Source organism: Inhella inkyongensis (genome assembly GCF_005952805.1).
GTDB classification, from domain to species: Bacteria; Pseudomonadota; Gammaproteobacteria; order Burkholderiales; family Burkholderiaceae_C; genus Inhella; species Inhella inkyongensis.
In genome coordinates this window covers 868470-883047 of sequence record NZ_CP040709.1, presented here as the reverse complement: position 1 = coordinate 883047, position 14578 = coordinate 868470, and the positions used below count along the sequence as shown (strand labels likewise).

Here is a 14578-nt window from a genome sequence, read left to right as displayed (position 1 = left end):
AGGGGAGTCGCCATGAACGTCGCCAGCCGCCTGTGTGCCGCCCTGCTGTTTGCCACCGCCCTGCCACTGGGTGCGGCCGAGAACACCGAGCCCCTGGAGCTGCGAGTCTGCACCGGCGACGACGAGTCCTACCCCTGGCACTTCAATGACCGCCCCGGCCTGGCCGTGCTGCTGATGCGGCGCGTCGAATTGCGCGTCAACGGACTGTTTCGAATTGAACCCAAGCCCTGGAAGCGCTGCCTGCTCGAGCTGGTCAGCGGCCAGGTCGATGCGGCCTATAAGGCCAGCTACAGCGCCGAGCGTGCGGCCGATGGCGTGACCTACCCCATGTTGGGCGCCCAGCCAGACCTGGACAAGCGCCTGCTCACCGAGAGCTACAGCCTGTTTCGCCGCAAAGGCAGTGCCGTGCAGTGGGATGGCCGCGCCCTGAAGGTGAACGGGCCCGTGGGGGCGCAGACCGGCTTCTCGGTGGCCGCCCAGTTGCGCCAGCTTGGCGCCACGGTGGATGAGGGCAACCGCAAGACCGACGGCAATCTGCAAAAGCTACTGAACGGCTGGGTGGTGGCAGTGGCCTTGCAGACCCAGGAAGGCGACGCCCAATTGCAGCAAAACCCCGAGTTCGCGGCGGCGATCGAGCGGGTGCAGCCCCCCTTGGTGGAGAAGCCCTACTTCCTGGTCTTCTCCAAGGCCTATTACGCCAGGCGGCCGGATCAGGCCCAGCTGATCTGGTCCACGATTGCCCAGGTTCGAGAGTCCGCCGACTACCGCCGCCTGGTTGAACAGTTCAAGTAAGAGGATTCGTTTCGATGGTGGGCAAGGAAGGCGAAGAGATCCTGGACTGCCTGGCGCGCGTGGAGGCCGAGCGCGCGCTGCGCGAGGCCGACGCTGCACTGAAGCAGCGGGTGCTGGCCCTGAAGCAATTCCAGCAGCAGCGCTTTCGGCTGGGCTACGCCGATCTGCTGGCGCACCCGCGCTATGCCGGCGCCGCCTGTTTCTTTCTGGATGAGCTGTACGGACCCACCGACTTCAGCCGCCGCGACGCCCAGTTCAAACGCATCGTGCGGCCGCTGGTGCGCCTGTTCCCGGCCGAGGTGGTGGGCACCGTGCTGCAGCTGGCGCGCCTGCATGCGCTCTCGGAAGCCCTGGACACCCAGATGGCGCGCCACTTTGACGCCAGCACCGCAGCCCACTATGTGCAGGCCTGGCAGGCCTGCGGCCAGCCCGAGGCGCGCGCCCGCCAGATCGATCTGACCCTGGGCGTGGGCCAGGCCCTGGACCTCTACACCCGCAAACCCCTGCTGCGCCACGCCCTGCGCATGATGCGCGGCCCGGCCAGCGCCGCCGGCCTGGCCGATCTGCAGCGCTTTTTGGAATGCGGCTTCGACACCTTTCGCGGCATGCAAGGGGCCTCTGAGTTCCTGGGGACGGTGCAGCAGCGCGAACAGGACTGGGCCGCGCGCCTCTTTGCCGGCGACCCCGAGGCGCATTTGTCGCAATTGATGACGACCTAAATCGGTCTTTGCGACAGCACGATCCAGCGCAGCACGCGCCGATTGACGGGAGAGCGCCGCGCAGTAATTGCTTACCCATGCCGCGACCCGCCCCTTCTAGAGTGGGGCGATGAACAAGCCTGCACTGCCCCTGTCGATCGGTCTCTTGCTTCTGAGCGCCTGCGGGGGCGGTGGCGATGCCGCCGCACCTCCTCCCCCGGCGCCGGCCCCCGCTCCGGCGCCGGCCCCCGCTCCGGCTCCAGCCCCTGACCCAGCCCAACTCAGCACCCTGCGCAGTGATCTGCAATCCCCCTGGGCCCTGGCCCGCTTACCCGATGGGCGCTGGCTGCTGACCGAACGGGGCGGACGGCTGTGGCTCCTCAGTGCCGACGCGCGCACCCGCAGCGAACTCAGCGGTCTGCCCGCCGTGCAATCCGCTGGCCAGGGCGGCCTGCTGGATGTGGCGGTGGACCCCGACTTCAACGCCGGCCAGCCCTATGTGTACTGGAGCTATAGCGAGGCCCAGGGCAGCCTGAGTGGCACGGCGGTGGCCCGGGCCCGGCTGGAGAACGACCGCCTGGGCGCCGCCACCGTGCTGTTCCGCCAGGCGCCCAAGATCACAGGCAGCGGCCACTTTGGCTCGCGTCTGGTGTTTGGCCGCGACAAGACCCTCTTCATCACCCTGGGCGAGCGCCAACAGGGCAGCCCGGCGCAGGATGTGGCCAGCCATCTGGGCAAGGTCGTGCGCATCCAGCGCGACGGCAGCCTGCCCACAGGCAACCCCGTGTTTGCCGGCGGCGCCCCAGGCTTGTGGAGCATCGGCCACCGCAATCCGCAGGGTGCGGCCCTGCGCCCGGGGACGGGCGAGCTCTGGGTCAGCGAGCACGGCCCGCAGGGTGGCGATGAAGTCAACATCGCGCGCGCCGGACGCAACTACGGCTGGCCGCTCAAAAGCTATGGCTGCAACTACGGCGATCCGGTGGGTGAGGCCTGCCGCATCGGCGGCGGCGTGCATGCGCCGCTCTACGAGGAACCGCTGAGCTACTGGGTACCGACCTCGATCGCGCCCAGCAATCTGGTGTTTTACGAGGGCGCCATGTTCCCCGAGTGGCGCGGCCACCTGCTGATGGGTGCCCTGGCCGGCCAGGCGCTGTGGCGGCTGGAGTTGAACGGCAACCAGGTGACGGCGCGCAGCACGGTGTTCACGGGGGAGCGGGTGCGCGATGTGGACATCGCGGCCGATGGGGCGGTGTGGGTGCTGACGGACAGCGGGAAGCTGTTGCGCTGGGGGCGCTAAGAGCACTAGGGCCTGTTCACACGAAGCGAGGCCACGTCGCGGCTGTCACACTCTCTTCACAGCCAAGCCCCAAGATCCGCCCTTTTTTTGTCGACCCATCACCCCATGGCCAAAGACTTCAGCACGATGGAGGCCAGCAATGGCTCGGACAACACCGACATTCATTCGGTGAGCCCCACCGCGCGCCGGCAGCTGCTGCGCGGCGGCCTGGCCAGCGCGGTGGCGGGTCTGCTCAGTCCCTTGGCGGTGCAAGGTGGCGCCCTCACGGCGCTGCTGAGCGGCTGCGCGAGCACCGGCGTTCGTGCCCCCTTGCTGGGCTTCAAAAGTGTTGCCTTGGGCGAAGTCGATGCGGTGCGCGTGCCCGAGGGCTATCTGACCCAGGTCATCGCCCCCTGGGGTGACCCCATCGGCGTGGCTGGCGCGCAACCGGCCTTCAAGCCCGACGCCAGCAACAGCGCCGCCGACCAAGCCGTGCAGATGGGCATGCACCACGATGGCATGGCCTACTTCCCGCTCGATGGCTCACGCCGTGGCCTGCTGTGCATGAACCACGAGTACGCCGACCATGGCCTGCTGTTCAGCGATGGCGGCAAGGACTGGACGCCAGAGAAGGTGGCCAAGAGCCAAGCCGCGCATGGCTTCTCCGTGATCGAAATCGAGCAAAACGCAGAGAGTCAGTGGGCCGTGGTGCGTCCCTCGCGCTTCGCCCGCCGCGTCACGGCCAACACACCCTGCCAGGTGAACGGCCCGGCGGCCGGACACCCATTGATGCGCACCGCCCACGACCCCAGCGGACGCCGCGTGCTGGGCACCCTGAGCAACTGCGCCGCCAGCCGCACGCCCTGGGGCAGCTTTCTGTCCGGTGAAGAGAACTTCATCGGCTACTTCCGCGGCCCCAACCGGCCGAATGCCCATGAGCAGCGCTGGGGCCTGCGCGCCGGCGAGCAATGGGGCTACCGCTGGGTTGAGCACGACGAACGCTTCGACGCCGCCGCCCACCCCAACGAGCCGCATCGCTTTGGCTGGATCGTCGAGCTCGACCCCAGCGACCCGCAGGCCGCCCCCGTCAAGCGCACGGCCATGGGACGTGCCGCGCACGAAGGTGCCACCGTGGCGCTTTGCAAGGATGGTCGCGCCGTGGTGTATTCGGGCGAGGACGCCCGCTTCGAGTACATCTACAAATTCGTCAGCCGCGACGCCATGCAGCCCGGCGGCCCCAAGGCCAATGCCGAGTTGCTGGACCACGGCACCCTCTACGTGGCACGCTTTGACGCCGACGGCCGCGGCCGCTGGCTGCCGCTGGTGCATGGCCAAGGCCCGCTGACCGCGGCCAACGGCTTTGCCGACCAGGGTGAGGTTCTGATCAAGACCCGCCAGGCCAGTGATCTGCTGGGCGCCACCAAGATGGACCGACCCGAGTGGATTGCCGTTGACCCGCAGGGCCACGTCTATTGCACGCTGACCAACAACAGCCAGCGCGGCGCCCCGGGGCGTCCGGGCGTGGATGCCGCCAACCCGCGCGCCAACAATGTGGGCGGCCACATCATCCGCTGGAAGGAAGAAGGTGACTTCCATGCAGAACGCTTCAGCTGGTCGCACTTCGTGCTGGCCGGCGACCCCCAGGCCGAGCGTACCGAGGCCCGCGGCCAGATGAAGGGCGATGCCTTTGCCTGTCCCGATGGTCTGTTTGCTGACGCACGCGGCGTGCTGTGGATCCAGACCGACATGAGCAGCGCCGACATGGGACCGGGCGTCGAGTTCCTGAAGAAGGACCCGAGCGCGGGCGCCCTGGGTCCCAAAGAACTGGTGAAGCTGGGCAACAACATGATGCTGGCCGCCGACCCCGGCACCGGCGAGGTGCGGCGCTTCCTGGTTGGCCCGGTGGGCGCCGAGATCACCGGCTGCGACATCACGCCCGACGGGCGCACGATGTTCGTCAACATCCAGCACCCTGGCGAGACCCCGGGCGACCTCAGCGATCCCGCCCACCCCATGGCCTTTTCCAGCTGGCCCAGCCCGGCCGGCGGCCGCCCGCGCTCGGCCACGGTGGTGATTCGCAAGCAGGACGGCGGACTGATCGGCACCTGATCCGGCGTTCAACCCAAGACCCACAATGCGCCCGGTTCGCGCCCCGGGCGCGCTGCGAGATTTGGGAGCTTCAATTCGTGACCTCGACCCGTTCCAACACCACCATCGCTTGGCTGGTCTGCGCCCTGGTGGCCGCTGCCCAGTTCGGCAATTACTACGTCTACGACTCGATCGGCCCGGTGGCCGATCTGCTGCAGCAGCAGCGCGGCTTCAGCGACACCCAGGTCGGCCTGCTCAACGCCATCTACAGCCTGCCCAATGTGGTGCTGATCCTGGTGGGCGGCATCCTGGTGGACCGCTTTGGTGCCGCGCGGATGACGGTGCTAACCGCCGGCGTCTGCCTGCTCGGTGCACTGCTCACCGCCTTCAGCCCCAGCTTTGAAGTCATGGCCGCAGGCCGGCTGCTGTTCGGCATCGGCGCCGAGACCTTTGGCATCGCCACCATGGCCGCCGTGGCGCAGTACTTCGCTGGCGCCCAGGTGGCCTTCGCCATGGGCCTGACCCTGGCCATCGGGCGCCTGGGCTCGTTCTCGGCCGACATGTCGCCGACCTGGTTCGCCTCGGCTTACCAGAATTGGCAGCCGCCATTGATGATTGCCGCAGCCAGTGCCGCCACCGCCTTTGCCGCCGCTCTGGTCTACGCCGGCATTGCGCGCCGCCATCCGGCGCCGGGCGCCCCGGCCCCGAGCGCCGAACGCTTTGAGTGGCGCGACCTGCTGCACTTCGGCCGCGCTTACTGGTATCTGCTGGCCCTGTGCGTCCTTTGGTATTCGGTCATCCTGGCCTTCCGCAGCACTTTCTCGATCAAGTATTTCCAGCACGTGCACGGCCTGGACCTGGCCGCCGCCGGCGCCATGAATGGCTATGTCTATCTGGCCGCCGTGTTCGCCACCCCGGCCTTCGGCTGGCTGTGCGACCGCCTGCGCCGCTACGCCCCCTTCCTGGCTTTTGGAGCGCTGCTGCTGCCGCTGGCTCTGGCGGTGTTGGCCCTGACACATTGGAGTCTGTGGATCTCCACGGTGCTGATCGGCATCAGCTACTCCTTGGTGCCGGCGGTGATGTGGCCGCTGACCAGCAAACTCGTCGGCCCAGAGCGCTTCGGCACCGCCATCGGCCTGATGTGGGTGGCGCAGAACGCCGGCATCAGCGGCGCCAATCTGGTGGCGGGCTGGCTCAACGACCGCGCAGCCGCCGGCCCCCAGAATCCGGCCGGCTATGAGCCCATGATGCTGTTCTTTGGCGTGGCCAGCGTGCTGGGCGCGGCCTGCGCTGCAGCACTCTGGCTCTCGGCCGGTGACAAAGAACACGAGCAGGCAAGACGCCCTCACTGATTCAGCCTTGGCCGGCCGGGCGCCACTCTGACAGGGGGCCAGTTGGCCGCCAAATTGAGGTTTTTTACCAACGAATCAGGTTGCGGCGCAGGAAGAACGCGATGACGTCGTTAGCATCCCGCCGCCCTCAAAAGGGAGGGTGAACCCTAATCAACAAGAAAGACGATTGATCATGAAAACGACTCTGAGCGCCATCGCTCTGGCCCTGCTGGGCTCTACCGCCATGGCCGCCGATAACGGCTGGTATGTGGGTGGCGACATCAGCCGCACCAAGTTCGAGGTGTCTGGTGACTCGGTGAGCAAGACCGGCGTGGGCTTCTTCGGCGGCTACCGCCTGAACGAGAACGTGGCCTTTGAAGGCACCTTCCGTCGCATGGGCACCTTTGATTGCGTGGCCGATGACTGCGGCGCCCACTCCATCAGCGCCAGCGTGATCGCCGGTGCCAAGGTGGCGGACAGCTTCACGCTGTTTGGCCGCGTGGGGTTCGCCCGCAACTCGCTGGATGTGCGCGAAGGCTCGACGACGTATTCGGAACACAAGAGCAAGGCCCTGATCGGCCTGGGCGGCGAGTTCCACATCAACAAGCACTTCGGCGTGCGCGGCGAGTTCGTCAACCTGGGCAAAAACAAGATTGACGGCTACACCTTCAAGATCACCCAGTTCAACCTGGGCATGACCTACAGCTTCTAAGTCAAACGGGCTCGCCCCTTTGAACCGAAGTAGCCCCGCCTCTGCGGGGCTTTTTCTTGGGCTGTTCACAATGCCCACCATGAGTCCCTGGCAAGACACCCAGCACGATCTGTGCTCTCTGGAGGCGCTGCGCGCCATCTATCCCGAACCGCGCCGTCCTCAAGCTGCGGCCACCTTGGACAAGGAGTGCGACCACGTCCACCCGCTTTACCGGCCCTTCATCGAGGCGGCCCCCTGGTGCGTGCTGGCCACGCACAACGGACTGACCGATGGACTGGACCTGTCTCCGCGTGGCGACCGCGGGGCCGCCAAGTTGGTCGAGGTGGTGGACGGCGGCCGCACCTTGCTGCTGCCGGATCGACGCGGCAACAACCGCATAGACAGCTTGCGCAATCTGGTGGCGGATCCGCGCATCGGCCTGCTGTTCTTGATTCCCGGTGTGGGTGAGGCCATCCGCGTGCAGGGTCGCGCCCGCATCAGCGCCCATCCCGATCTGTGTCAGCGCTTCGCAATGGGCGGCGACAAGCTGCCGCGCGCCGTGCTGGTGATCGCCGTCAGCAAGGTCTTCTTCCAATGCGCCCGCGCCGCCACGCGAAGTGGGCTGTGGGATGCGGCCACCCAGATTCCGCGCCAACAACTGCCCTCCACCGGCGCGGTGCTGGCCGCGCTCAGCCAGGGTTTTGACGGGGCCGATTACGACGCCGCGTTGGCGGAACGCCAGCGCCAGACGCTCTACTGATTCACCCTGGGTGTCTTTCCGCACGCGGGTGCCCCCCCGCCACAATGCGCGACCCCGTTTTGGCCCACTCTTGCCCTCGGCTTTGACTTCATGCGTCTGAACACCTTTTGCCTGGCCTTGTCCCTGTTGACGAGCGCCGGCGCCGCCCTGGCCCAGGGTTTGAGCTATCCCGCCACGCGCACGGTGGAGCACAGTGACAGCTACCACGGCCAGACCGTGGCCGACCCCTACCGCTGGCTGGAGGACGACAACGCCGCCGAGACCAAGGATTGGGTGAAGGCACAGAACGCGGTCACCGATCGCTTTCTGGCCGCCATGCCACAGCGCCTGCCCACGCGTGAGCTCTACACCAAGCTCTACAACTTCGAGAAGTTCGGCCTGCCCAAGAAGTCCGGCGGCGCCTACTTCTGGCGCCACAACAACGGCCTGCAGCCCCAGGCCGTGCTGTACACCGCCAGACGCCTGAAGGATCAGCCCCAGGTGGCGCTGGACCCCAACCAGCTCTCCAGCGACGGCACGGTGGCCCTGAATGATTTCGCGCCCTCGCCCAAAGGCCGGCTGATGGCCTATGGCGTGTCCAAGGCGGGTTCGGACTGGCAGAGCTGGCGCGTGCGCGATCTGCAAACAGGCCAAGACCTGCCCGACCAGATTGAGTGGGTGAAGTTCTCCAGCGCCGTCTGGACCCCGGACGGCAAGGGCTTCTTCTACTCGCGCTACGACGCGCCCAAGGAAGGCGAAAAGCTCACCGGCGCCAATGTGTTCCAGAAGCTCTACTACCACCGCTTGGGCACCCCGCAGGACGAAGACCAGCTGGTCCTGCACAACCCGCAGGAGAAGCAATGGGGCTTCCGCCCGGTGGTGAGTGACGACGGCCAAAGTGTGGCCATCGTGGTCTGGAAGGGCGGCAACAAGAACGGCCTGATGGTGCTGGATCTGGTCAAGGGCCGCTATGCAGGCGGCCAAGCCAAACCCATCACCTTGGACTTTGACGCCGAGTACAGCCCGGTCGAGCGCGTGGGGCAGAGCTGGATCGTGCGCACCAACAAGGACGCCCCGCGCGGCCGCCTGGTCGCCATCGACCCCAGCCGCCCGGCACCCGCGCATTGGAAGACCCTGGTGGCCGAGGGCCCTGACGCCCTGCGCGGCGCCTCGGCCGTGGGGGCCAAGCTGGTGCTCAGCTATTTGAAGGACGCCGCCAGCCAGGTGCGCGTGCACGCGCTGGACGGCCGCGCGCTGCAGGAATTCCCGCTGCCCGGGGTGGGCACGGCCAGCGGCTTTGACGGGGCCTTGAGCGACCGTGAAACCTTCTTCAGCTACACCAGCCTGAATCGCCCCACCGAGATCTATGCGCTGGACCTGCGCACACTCAAGCCCAGCCTGTTCAAGCGCCCGCAAACCGCCTTCGACGCCGACCAGTTCGAGGTCAAGCGCGAGTTCGTCACCAGCAAGGACGGCACCCGCGTGCCCATCTTCATCGCCCACAAGAAGGGCCTGAAGCTGGACGGCAGCAACCCCACGGTGCTCTATGGTTATGGCGGCTTCAATGTGCCGCAGATCCCCAGCTACAACGTCAGCGCCGCCACCTGGATGCAGATGGGCGGGGTGTGGGTGCTGGCCAGCATCCGCGGCGGCGGCGAATACGGCGCGGCCTGGCACGAAGCCGGCACGCAGCTCAAAAAGCAGAACGTCTTCGATGACTTCATCGCCAGCGCCGAGTGGCTGATCAAGACCGGCTACACCCGGCCCGACAAACTGGCCGTGAACGGGGGTTCAAACGGCGGCCTGCTGGTGGGCGCCGTCATCAACCAGCGGCCCGAACTCTTCGGCGCGGCCGTGCCGGCCGTGGGCGTGATGGACATGCTGCGTTTCCACAAGTTCACCATCGGCTGGGCCTGGGTGTCGGACTACGGCTCCAGCGACCATCCCGAGCAGTTCCAGGCCCTGCGCGCCTACTCGCCGCTGCACAACATCAAGAGCGGCGTGAACTACCCCGCCGTGATGATCACCACCGGCGACCACGATGACCGCGTGGTGCCGGCACACAGCTTCAAGTACGCCGCCGCGCTGCAGGCCGCGCAGACCGGTGAGGCCCCCAAGCTGATCCGCATCGACACCAATGCCGGCCACGGCGCCGGCAAGCCCACCGCCAAGATCATCGAAGAACGCGCCGACATGCTGGCCTTCTTTGCCCACCGTTTCGGCATGACCCTGAACTGAGGACGACCCATGAAAACCAAACCCTTTGCCCTGCTGCTCAGCGGCCTGGCCCTGGCTGCCGCCGCGCACTCCGCACCCACCGTCGAACGCTGGGATGTGCCCGTGCACAGCAAGAAGCTGGCCAATGGCCTGACCGTGCTGGTCAGCCCCGACCCCAGCTCGCCCACGGTGGGCTTGAGCGTCATCTACAAGGTCGGCATGCGCCTTGAGCCCAAGAACCGCACCGGCTTTGCACACCTGTTCGAGCACCTGATGTTCCAGGGCACGCCCAAGGCTCCCAAGGGCGTGTTTGACAAGGTCATCACCGGCGGTGGCGGCCACAACAACGGTTCCACCCGCCCGGACTTCACCAACTATGTCGAGACCGCCCCGGTCTCGGCCCTGGAAACCATGCTGTGGCTGGAAGCCGACCGCATGACCACCCTGGACTTCAACCCCGCCACGCTGAAGAACCAGCAGGACGTGGTGAAGGAAGAGATTCGCGTCAATGTGCAGAACCAGCCCTACGGCGGCTTCATGTGGATCGACATCGGCGGCCTGGCCTTCGACAAGTGGGAAAACAATCACGACGGCTACGGCAGCTTCGTCGACCTGGAGAACGCCAATCTGGAAGACGTGAAGGCCTTCCACCGCGACTACTACGGCCCCAACAACGCCGTGCTGTCGATTGCCGGCGATGTCACCCCCGAGCAGGGCTTCCGCCTGGCCGAGAAGTACTTCAGCAAGATCGCCGCCCGCCCCACGCCGGCGCCCAGCGACTTCCGCGAAGGCCTGAACACCGCCGAGCGCCGCCTGGTGCAGAGCGACAAACTGGCCCAGGTGCCCGCCGTCGCGGCCGCCTGGAAGCTGCCGGATCGCGGCTCCAAAGACCAGGCCCCCTTCGCCGTGCTGGGCGAACTGCTGGCCGGCGGCGACGCCTCGCGCTTCTACCTCGGCCTCGTGAAAGGCAAGGAGCTGGCGCTCAACATGAACTCGCTCTACGGCCTGACCGGCATCTGGGAATACGACGGCCCCAGCCTGTTCACCGTGTTCGCGCTCTACAAGCCGGGCACCACCGCCGATGCCCTGCTGGCCGGCATGGATGAGGAGATTGCCAAGGTCGTCAAGGACGGCGTGGACGACGCCACCCTGACCCGCGTGAAGACCCAGCTGCTGGCCAATTGGTACAACGGCCTGGAGAACTTCCTGGGCCGCGCCGACATGCTGGCTCGCCTGCAAACCCTGTGGGGCGACGCCAAGGTGGTCAACCAGATCCCGGGCTGGATTCAGGCCGTCAAGAGTGAGGACGTGCAACGCGTGGCCCGCACCTACCTGACGGTGGCCAATCGCTCGGTCATCGACCGCAAGCCCGCCGCGATGCTGGCCGCACCGGCGGCCGCCGCTTCTCAAGCCCAGCAATAAGCCAAGGGAAACCGCCATGAACACCCTGAACAAGACCCTGCTCGCCTTGGCCATCGGCTTGAGCTTTCAAGCCCAGGCCGCCGAAGCCATGAAGATGCCGCCCGATCTGCCCCCGCTGGGTCAGGACAAGGCCATCCCCGCCCCGCAGATCACCAAGAAGACCCTGGCCAACGGCCTGCAGGTCTGGGTGCTGCCCCGCAAGGGCCTGCCGCGCGTGGACTTCGTGCTGGCCCTGCGCGGCGCCGGCCACGGCGCCGACCCCGCCAGCCACCCCGGCGCGGCCAAGCTGCTCGCCGGGCTGATGAATGAAGGCACGGCCCAGCGCGACTCCAAGGCCATCGCCGAGGCCGCCCAGGGCATGGGCGGCTCGGTCGGCGCGGGAGCCAGCAACGACGGCATCACCGTGTATGCCAACGCCCTCAGCGCCCACGCCCCGGCCATGACGGCCCTGCTGGCCGAGGTGGCCCGCCAGCCTGCCTTCCCCGAGGGCGAGGTCAAGCTGGCCCAGGCCAACGCGCTGCAGGCCCTGAAAGTGGCCAGCGCCCAGCCGGGCTTCCGCGCCGAGAAGGCGCTGAATGAGGCCATCTATGGCGACCACCCCTATGGCCGCACGCAAGAGACCGAGGCCAGCATCCAGGCCGTCACCCCCGAGTGGCTGCGCAGCGAGCACGCCAAGCGCTTCCGCCCCGACCGCGCCCTGCTGGTCATCACCGGCCGCCTCAGCGCGGACCAGGCCTTGAAGCTGGCCCAGGCGCACTTTGGCGACTGGAAGAACCAGGGCAGCGCCCTGCCTGAACTGGCCGCCGCGCCGACCCAGGCCAAGCCCCAGCACATCCTGCTGGAGCGCCCGGGCAGCGTGCAGGCCACCCTGCGCCTGGGCCGCCCCGGCCAGGCCGCCAGCGCCGATGACCAGGTCGCCTTGCGCCTGGCCAGCACCATCCTGGGCGGCAGCTTCTCCAGCCGCATCAACATGAATCTGCGCGAGGAGAAGGGCTACACCTATGGCGCCTCGGCCGGCGCGCGCTCCTTCCGCGACGGCGGCGCCATCCGCGGCGGCGCCGATGTGCGCAACGCCGTCACCGGCGCCTCGATGGAGGAGTACGTCAAGGAATACCGTCGCTTAGGTCAAGAAGCCGTGGGGGCGGACGAGATGGCGATGAACAAGCGCTTCATTGCCGGCTCCTACCTGCTGGCCACCCAGATGCAGGCGGCCGTGGCCCAGACCCTGGCCAACAACTGGCTGGTGGGTTTGCCGCCGGAGTTCCTGGGCCAGTACGTGCCCAAGGTCCAGCAGGTGTCGCCCGCACAAATCCAGGCCGTGGCCAAGAAGTACTTCGCCCCCGAGGACCAGAGCTGGGTGGTGGTGGGCGACAAGGCCCAGATCGCCGAGCAGCTCAAGGCCTACGGCGAGTTCAAGACGCCCTGACCCCCCTGCCGCGCAGCGGCCACAGCACCGGCACCACGGCCGCCGCAGCGGCCAGGTGCTTGAGCGTGTGGCCGCTGATCCATTCGCCGCTCAGCGCAAAGATCGCGGCGTCCTGGTTCTCGCACAACTTGGCCAGTCCATAGCCGGCCAGTACCCAGGCCCAGCGCACGCCCAAGGCCCCAGGCTGCAGCTGGCGCAGAGCCAGCCCCACCAGGGCCAACACGCCGCCGTACTGAACCAAGGCCCAGGGCAGCACATTGCCCCAGAGCGGCAAGGCGGCCGCCAGCGCCCCCAGGGGCAACATCAGGGCCAGCACCTGCGGTGCGGCGGCGCTGAGGCCACGCTCCGTCACCGCCAGGCCCAGCACGCCGGCGAACAGCACCGCCATGCCCAGGCGATCGGCCACCAAGGTCTGCGCCGTGGGCGCCCAGTGATAGAGGCCGGAGCCCAGGGCCGTGAGCAACAAGCCCCAGGCCAGCACGCTGAGGCATCGGTGTTGCACCCGGCTCAACAACACCCGGCGCAGGCGCAGCAGGAGCCAGCCCCCCAGCACCGCGAAGGGCAGATTGCTCAGGGTGTCGGCCGCATTGGGCAGGCCCAGCCAGGCGCGCGTGTCCACAAAGGGATGGGCGTGGGGCGTGGCAGGCGCGCCGCTCGCGGCCACGGCTTTTTGGATCAGGGGCATGAGCTGTGGGCCCATGAGCAGCAGCAGGGCGTAGCTCAGCAGCAAGGCGGGCATCCAGAGTCGGGTCATGGCAGGTCTTCGCAACACGATGCCGGCATGCTGCGGACTCTGCTCCCGCTTGCCAAGGGGGTCTTCACAAGCGCTGGCTGGCGCGCCCCCGCGTCCCGTCAGGCGCTACCGCGAGACACCCGCCCCGGCGCTGACAGGAGTGGCCAAGGCATGGTGCAGCATCACCACGTCCCCGATGAGGATCAGCGCCGGGGATTTCACCCCTTCGGTCAGCGCCAATGACGGCAGGCTCTGCAAGGTGCCCACCACGGTGCGCATTTCCGGTCGGCTGGCGCGCTCGATCAGCGCAGCCGGGGTGTCCGGGCTGCGTCCCTGGGCGATCAGTTCGCGACTGATCACCGGCAAGGCGCCCAGGCCCATGTAGATGGCCACGGTCTGACGCGGTCGGGCCAGCAGATCCCAGTCCAGATCCACACTGGGTTCGCCCTGGCCGTCCTCGCGCAAATGGCCGGTGGTCCAGATCAAGGTCTGCGCATGGTCACGGTGCGTCAGCGGCATGCCCGCCAGCGCACCTGCGGCCTGGGCCGCGCTGATGCCCGGGATCACCTCGAAGGGCACGCCGGCCTGCACCAAGGCCTGGGCCTCTTCGCCACCGCGCCCAAAGATGTAGGGGTCGCCGCCTTTGAGCCGCACCAGGGAACGCCCCGCCAAGGCGAGCTGCAGCATCAACTCGATGATGGCGTCCTGCTTGAGTGAATGGCGGCCCGCCGCCTTGCCCACGAACACCCGATCCGCGTCGGCCGGCAACAGGTTCAGGATGGCCATGTCCACCAATTGGTCGTAGAGCACCAGCTTGGCCTGCGCCAGGATGCGCGCGGCCTTCACGGTCAGAAGATCGGGGTCGCCGGGGCCGGCGCCCATCAGGGTGACATGGCCAGGGGCGAACGCGGGCGCTGGTGCCGGAGCCTTCAGAAATTGCAGGGGTTCGCGCAGATCGCTCACAGGCAGCTCCACAGGGATGCCGGCATCTTGTCCAGCCCCCCGTCGGGCTTCCTTGAACTGCGTCAAGCCCGGCCAGGGCGCCCAGTTCTGTCGCCAGGCGCCCATTTGGGTCACTGCCTGGCGGGCGCTGCGCGCGAGCCGTGTCGCGTTTTTTCGCCGATCGGATGCCGATGGGCCGTCAAGACGATGAGACCTGCCGCTA

General features: G+C 67.5%; 12 protein-coding genes. 10 read left to right on the top strand and 2 right to left on the bottom strand.

Features of this window, described 5'->3' with window-relative positions; all coding sequences use genetic code 11:
- Positions 1–12 precede the first annotated feature (12 nt).
- The 10 genes from FF090_RS04405 (at position 13) to FF090_RS04360 (ending at position 12680) form a co-directional block, all read left to right on the top strand.
- Positions 13–792: a substrate-binding periplasmic protein gene (locus FF090_RS04405; protein WP_138855570.1), complete on the top strand. Its 780-nt coding sequence runs from the start codon at positions 13–15 to the stop codon at positions 790–792.
- 14 nt (positions 793–806) lie between these two features.
- A complete protein-coding gene (locus FF090_RS04400; RefSeq protein WP_221304962.1) occupies positions 807–1511 on the top strand; it encodes a DUF8198 family protein in 705 nt (234 codons plus the stop codon).
- A gap of 109 nt (positions 1512–1620) precedes the next feature.
- Positions 1621–2787 carry a PQQ-dependent sugar dehydrogenase gene (locus tag FF090_RS04395; protein WP_138855569.1) on the top strand — a complete coding sequence of 389 codons (1167 nt, stop codon included), beginning with the start codon at positions 1621–1623 and terminating at the stop codon, positions 2785–2787.
- A gap of 105 nt (positions 2788–2892) precedes the next feature.
- Positions 2893–4875 carry a PhoX family protein gene (locus tag FF090_RS04390; protein ID WP_138855568.1) on the top strand — a complete coding sequence of 661 codons (1983 nt, stop codon included), beginning with the start codon at positions 2893–2895 and terminating at the stop codon, positions 4873–4875.
- A 77-nt stretch (positions 4876–4952) separates the two neighbouring features.
- On the top strand, positions 4953–6206 hold the full coding sequence (locus FF090_RS04385; RefSeq protein WP_175423519.1) for an MFS transporter: 1254 nt from the start codon (positions 4953–4955) through the stop codon (positions 6204–6206).
- 172 nt (positions 6207–6378) lie between these two features.
- On the top strand, positions 6379–6897 hold the full coding sequence (locus FF090_RS04380; protein WP_138855566.1) for a porin family protein: 519 nt from the start codon (positions 6379–6381) through the stop codon (positions 6895–6897).
- 79 nt (positions 6898–6976) lie between these two features.
- Positions 6977–7636 carry an MSMEG_1061 family FMN-dependent PPOX-type flavoprotein gene (locus tag FF090_RS04375; protein WP_138855565.1) on the top strand — a complete coding sequence of 220 codons (660 nt, stop codon included), beginning with the start codon at positions 6977–6979 and terminating at the stop codon, positions 7634–7636.
- Between the two features lie 90 nt (positions 7637–7726).
- Positions 7727–9853: a prolyl oligopeptidase family serine peptidase gene (locus tag FF090_RS04370; RefSeq protein ID WP_138855564.1), complete on the top strand. Its 2127-nt coding sequence runs from the start codon at positions 7727–7729 to the stop codon at positions 9851–9853.
- Positions 9854–9862: 9 nt separating this feature from the next.
- Entirely contained in the window at positions 9863–11254 is a 1392-nt protein-coding gene (locus FF090_RS04365; RefSeq protein WP_138855563.1) for a M16 family metallopeptidase, read from the top strand.
- Between the two features lie 16 nt (positions 11255–11270).
- Positions 11271–12680: a M16 family metallopeptidase gene (locus FF090_RS04360; RefSeq protein ID WP_246071507.1), complete on the top strand. Its 1410-nt coding sequence runs from the start codon at positions 11271–11273 to the stop codon at positions 12678–12680.
- On the opposite strand, the gene FF090_RS04355 is transcribed toward FF090_RS04360, so the two are convergent.
- Together FF090_RS04355 and cobA are read right to left on the bottom strand one after the other, a co-directional pair.
- Positions 12667–13434: a hypothetical protein gene (locus FF090_RS04355; RefSeq protein ID WP_138855562.1), complete on the bottom strand. Its 768-nt coding sequence runs from the start codon at positions 13432–13434 to the stop codon at positions 12667–12669. The two genes, FF090_RS04360 and FF090_RS04355, sit on opposite strands and share 14 nt — an antisense overlap.
- 105 nt (positions 13435–13539) lie before the next feature.
- Positions 13540–14481, bottom strand: a complete 942-nt coding sequence (gene cobA, locus FF090_RS04350; RefSeq protein WP_138855561.1) for a uroporphyrinogen-III C-methyltransferase — start codon at positions 14479–14481, stop codon at positions 13540–13542.
- Between the last annotated feature and the right edge of the window lie 97 nt (positions 14482–14578).

What these genes read in the sequence shown, in the direction of transcription:
- cobA (WP_138855561.1), bottom strand. Translation starts at nt 14,481, where the DNA reads ATGGGCGCCTGGCGACAGAACTGGGCGCCCTGGCCGGGCTTGACGCAG.
- FF090_RS04370 (WP_138855564.1), top strand. Translation starts at nt 7,727, where the DNA reads ATGCGTCTGAACACCTTTTGCCTGGCCTTGTCCCTGTTGACGAGCGCC.
- FF090_RS04375 (WP_138855565.1), top strand. Translation starts at nt 6,977, where the DNA reads ATGAGTCCCTGGCAAGACACCCAGCACGATCTGTGCTCTCTGGAGGCG.
- FF090_RS04365 (WP_138855563.1), top strand. Translation starts at nt 9,863, where the DNA reads ATGAAAACCAAACCCTTTGCCCTGCTGCTCAGCGGCCTGGCCCTGGCT.
- FF090_RS04395 (WP_138855569.1), top strand. Translation starts at nt 1,621, where the DNA reads ATGAACAAGCCTGCACTGCCCCTGTCGATCGGTCTCTTGCTTCTGAGC.
- FF090_RS04405 (WP_138855570.1), top strand. Translation starts at nt 13, where the DNA reads ATGAACGTCGCCAGCCGCCTGTGTGCCGCCCTGCTGTTTGCCACCGCC.
- FF090_RS04390 (WP_138855568.1), top strand. Translation starts at nt 2,893, where the DNA reads ATGGCCAAAGACTTCAGCACGATGGAGGCCAGCAATGGCTCGGACAAC.
- FF090_RS04380 (WP_138855566.1), top strand. Translation starts at nt 6,379, where the DNA reads ATGAAAACGACTCTGAGCGCCATCGCTCTGGCCCTGCTGGGCTCTACC.
- FF090_RS04355 (WP_138855562.1), bottom strand. Translation starts at nt 13,434, where the DNA reads ATGACCCGACTCTGGATGCCCGCCTTGCTGCTGAGCTACGCCCTGCTG.
- FF090_RS04400 (WP_221304962.1), top strand. Translation starts at nt 807, where the DNA reads ATGGTGGGCAAGGAAGGCGAAGAGATCCTGGACTGCCTGGCGCGCGTG.
- FF090_RS04360 (WP_246071507.1), top strand. Translation starts at nt 11,271, where the DNA reads ATGAACACCCTGAACAAGACCCTGCTCGCCTTGGCCATCGGCTTGAGC.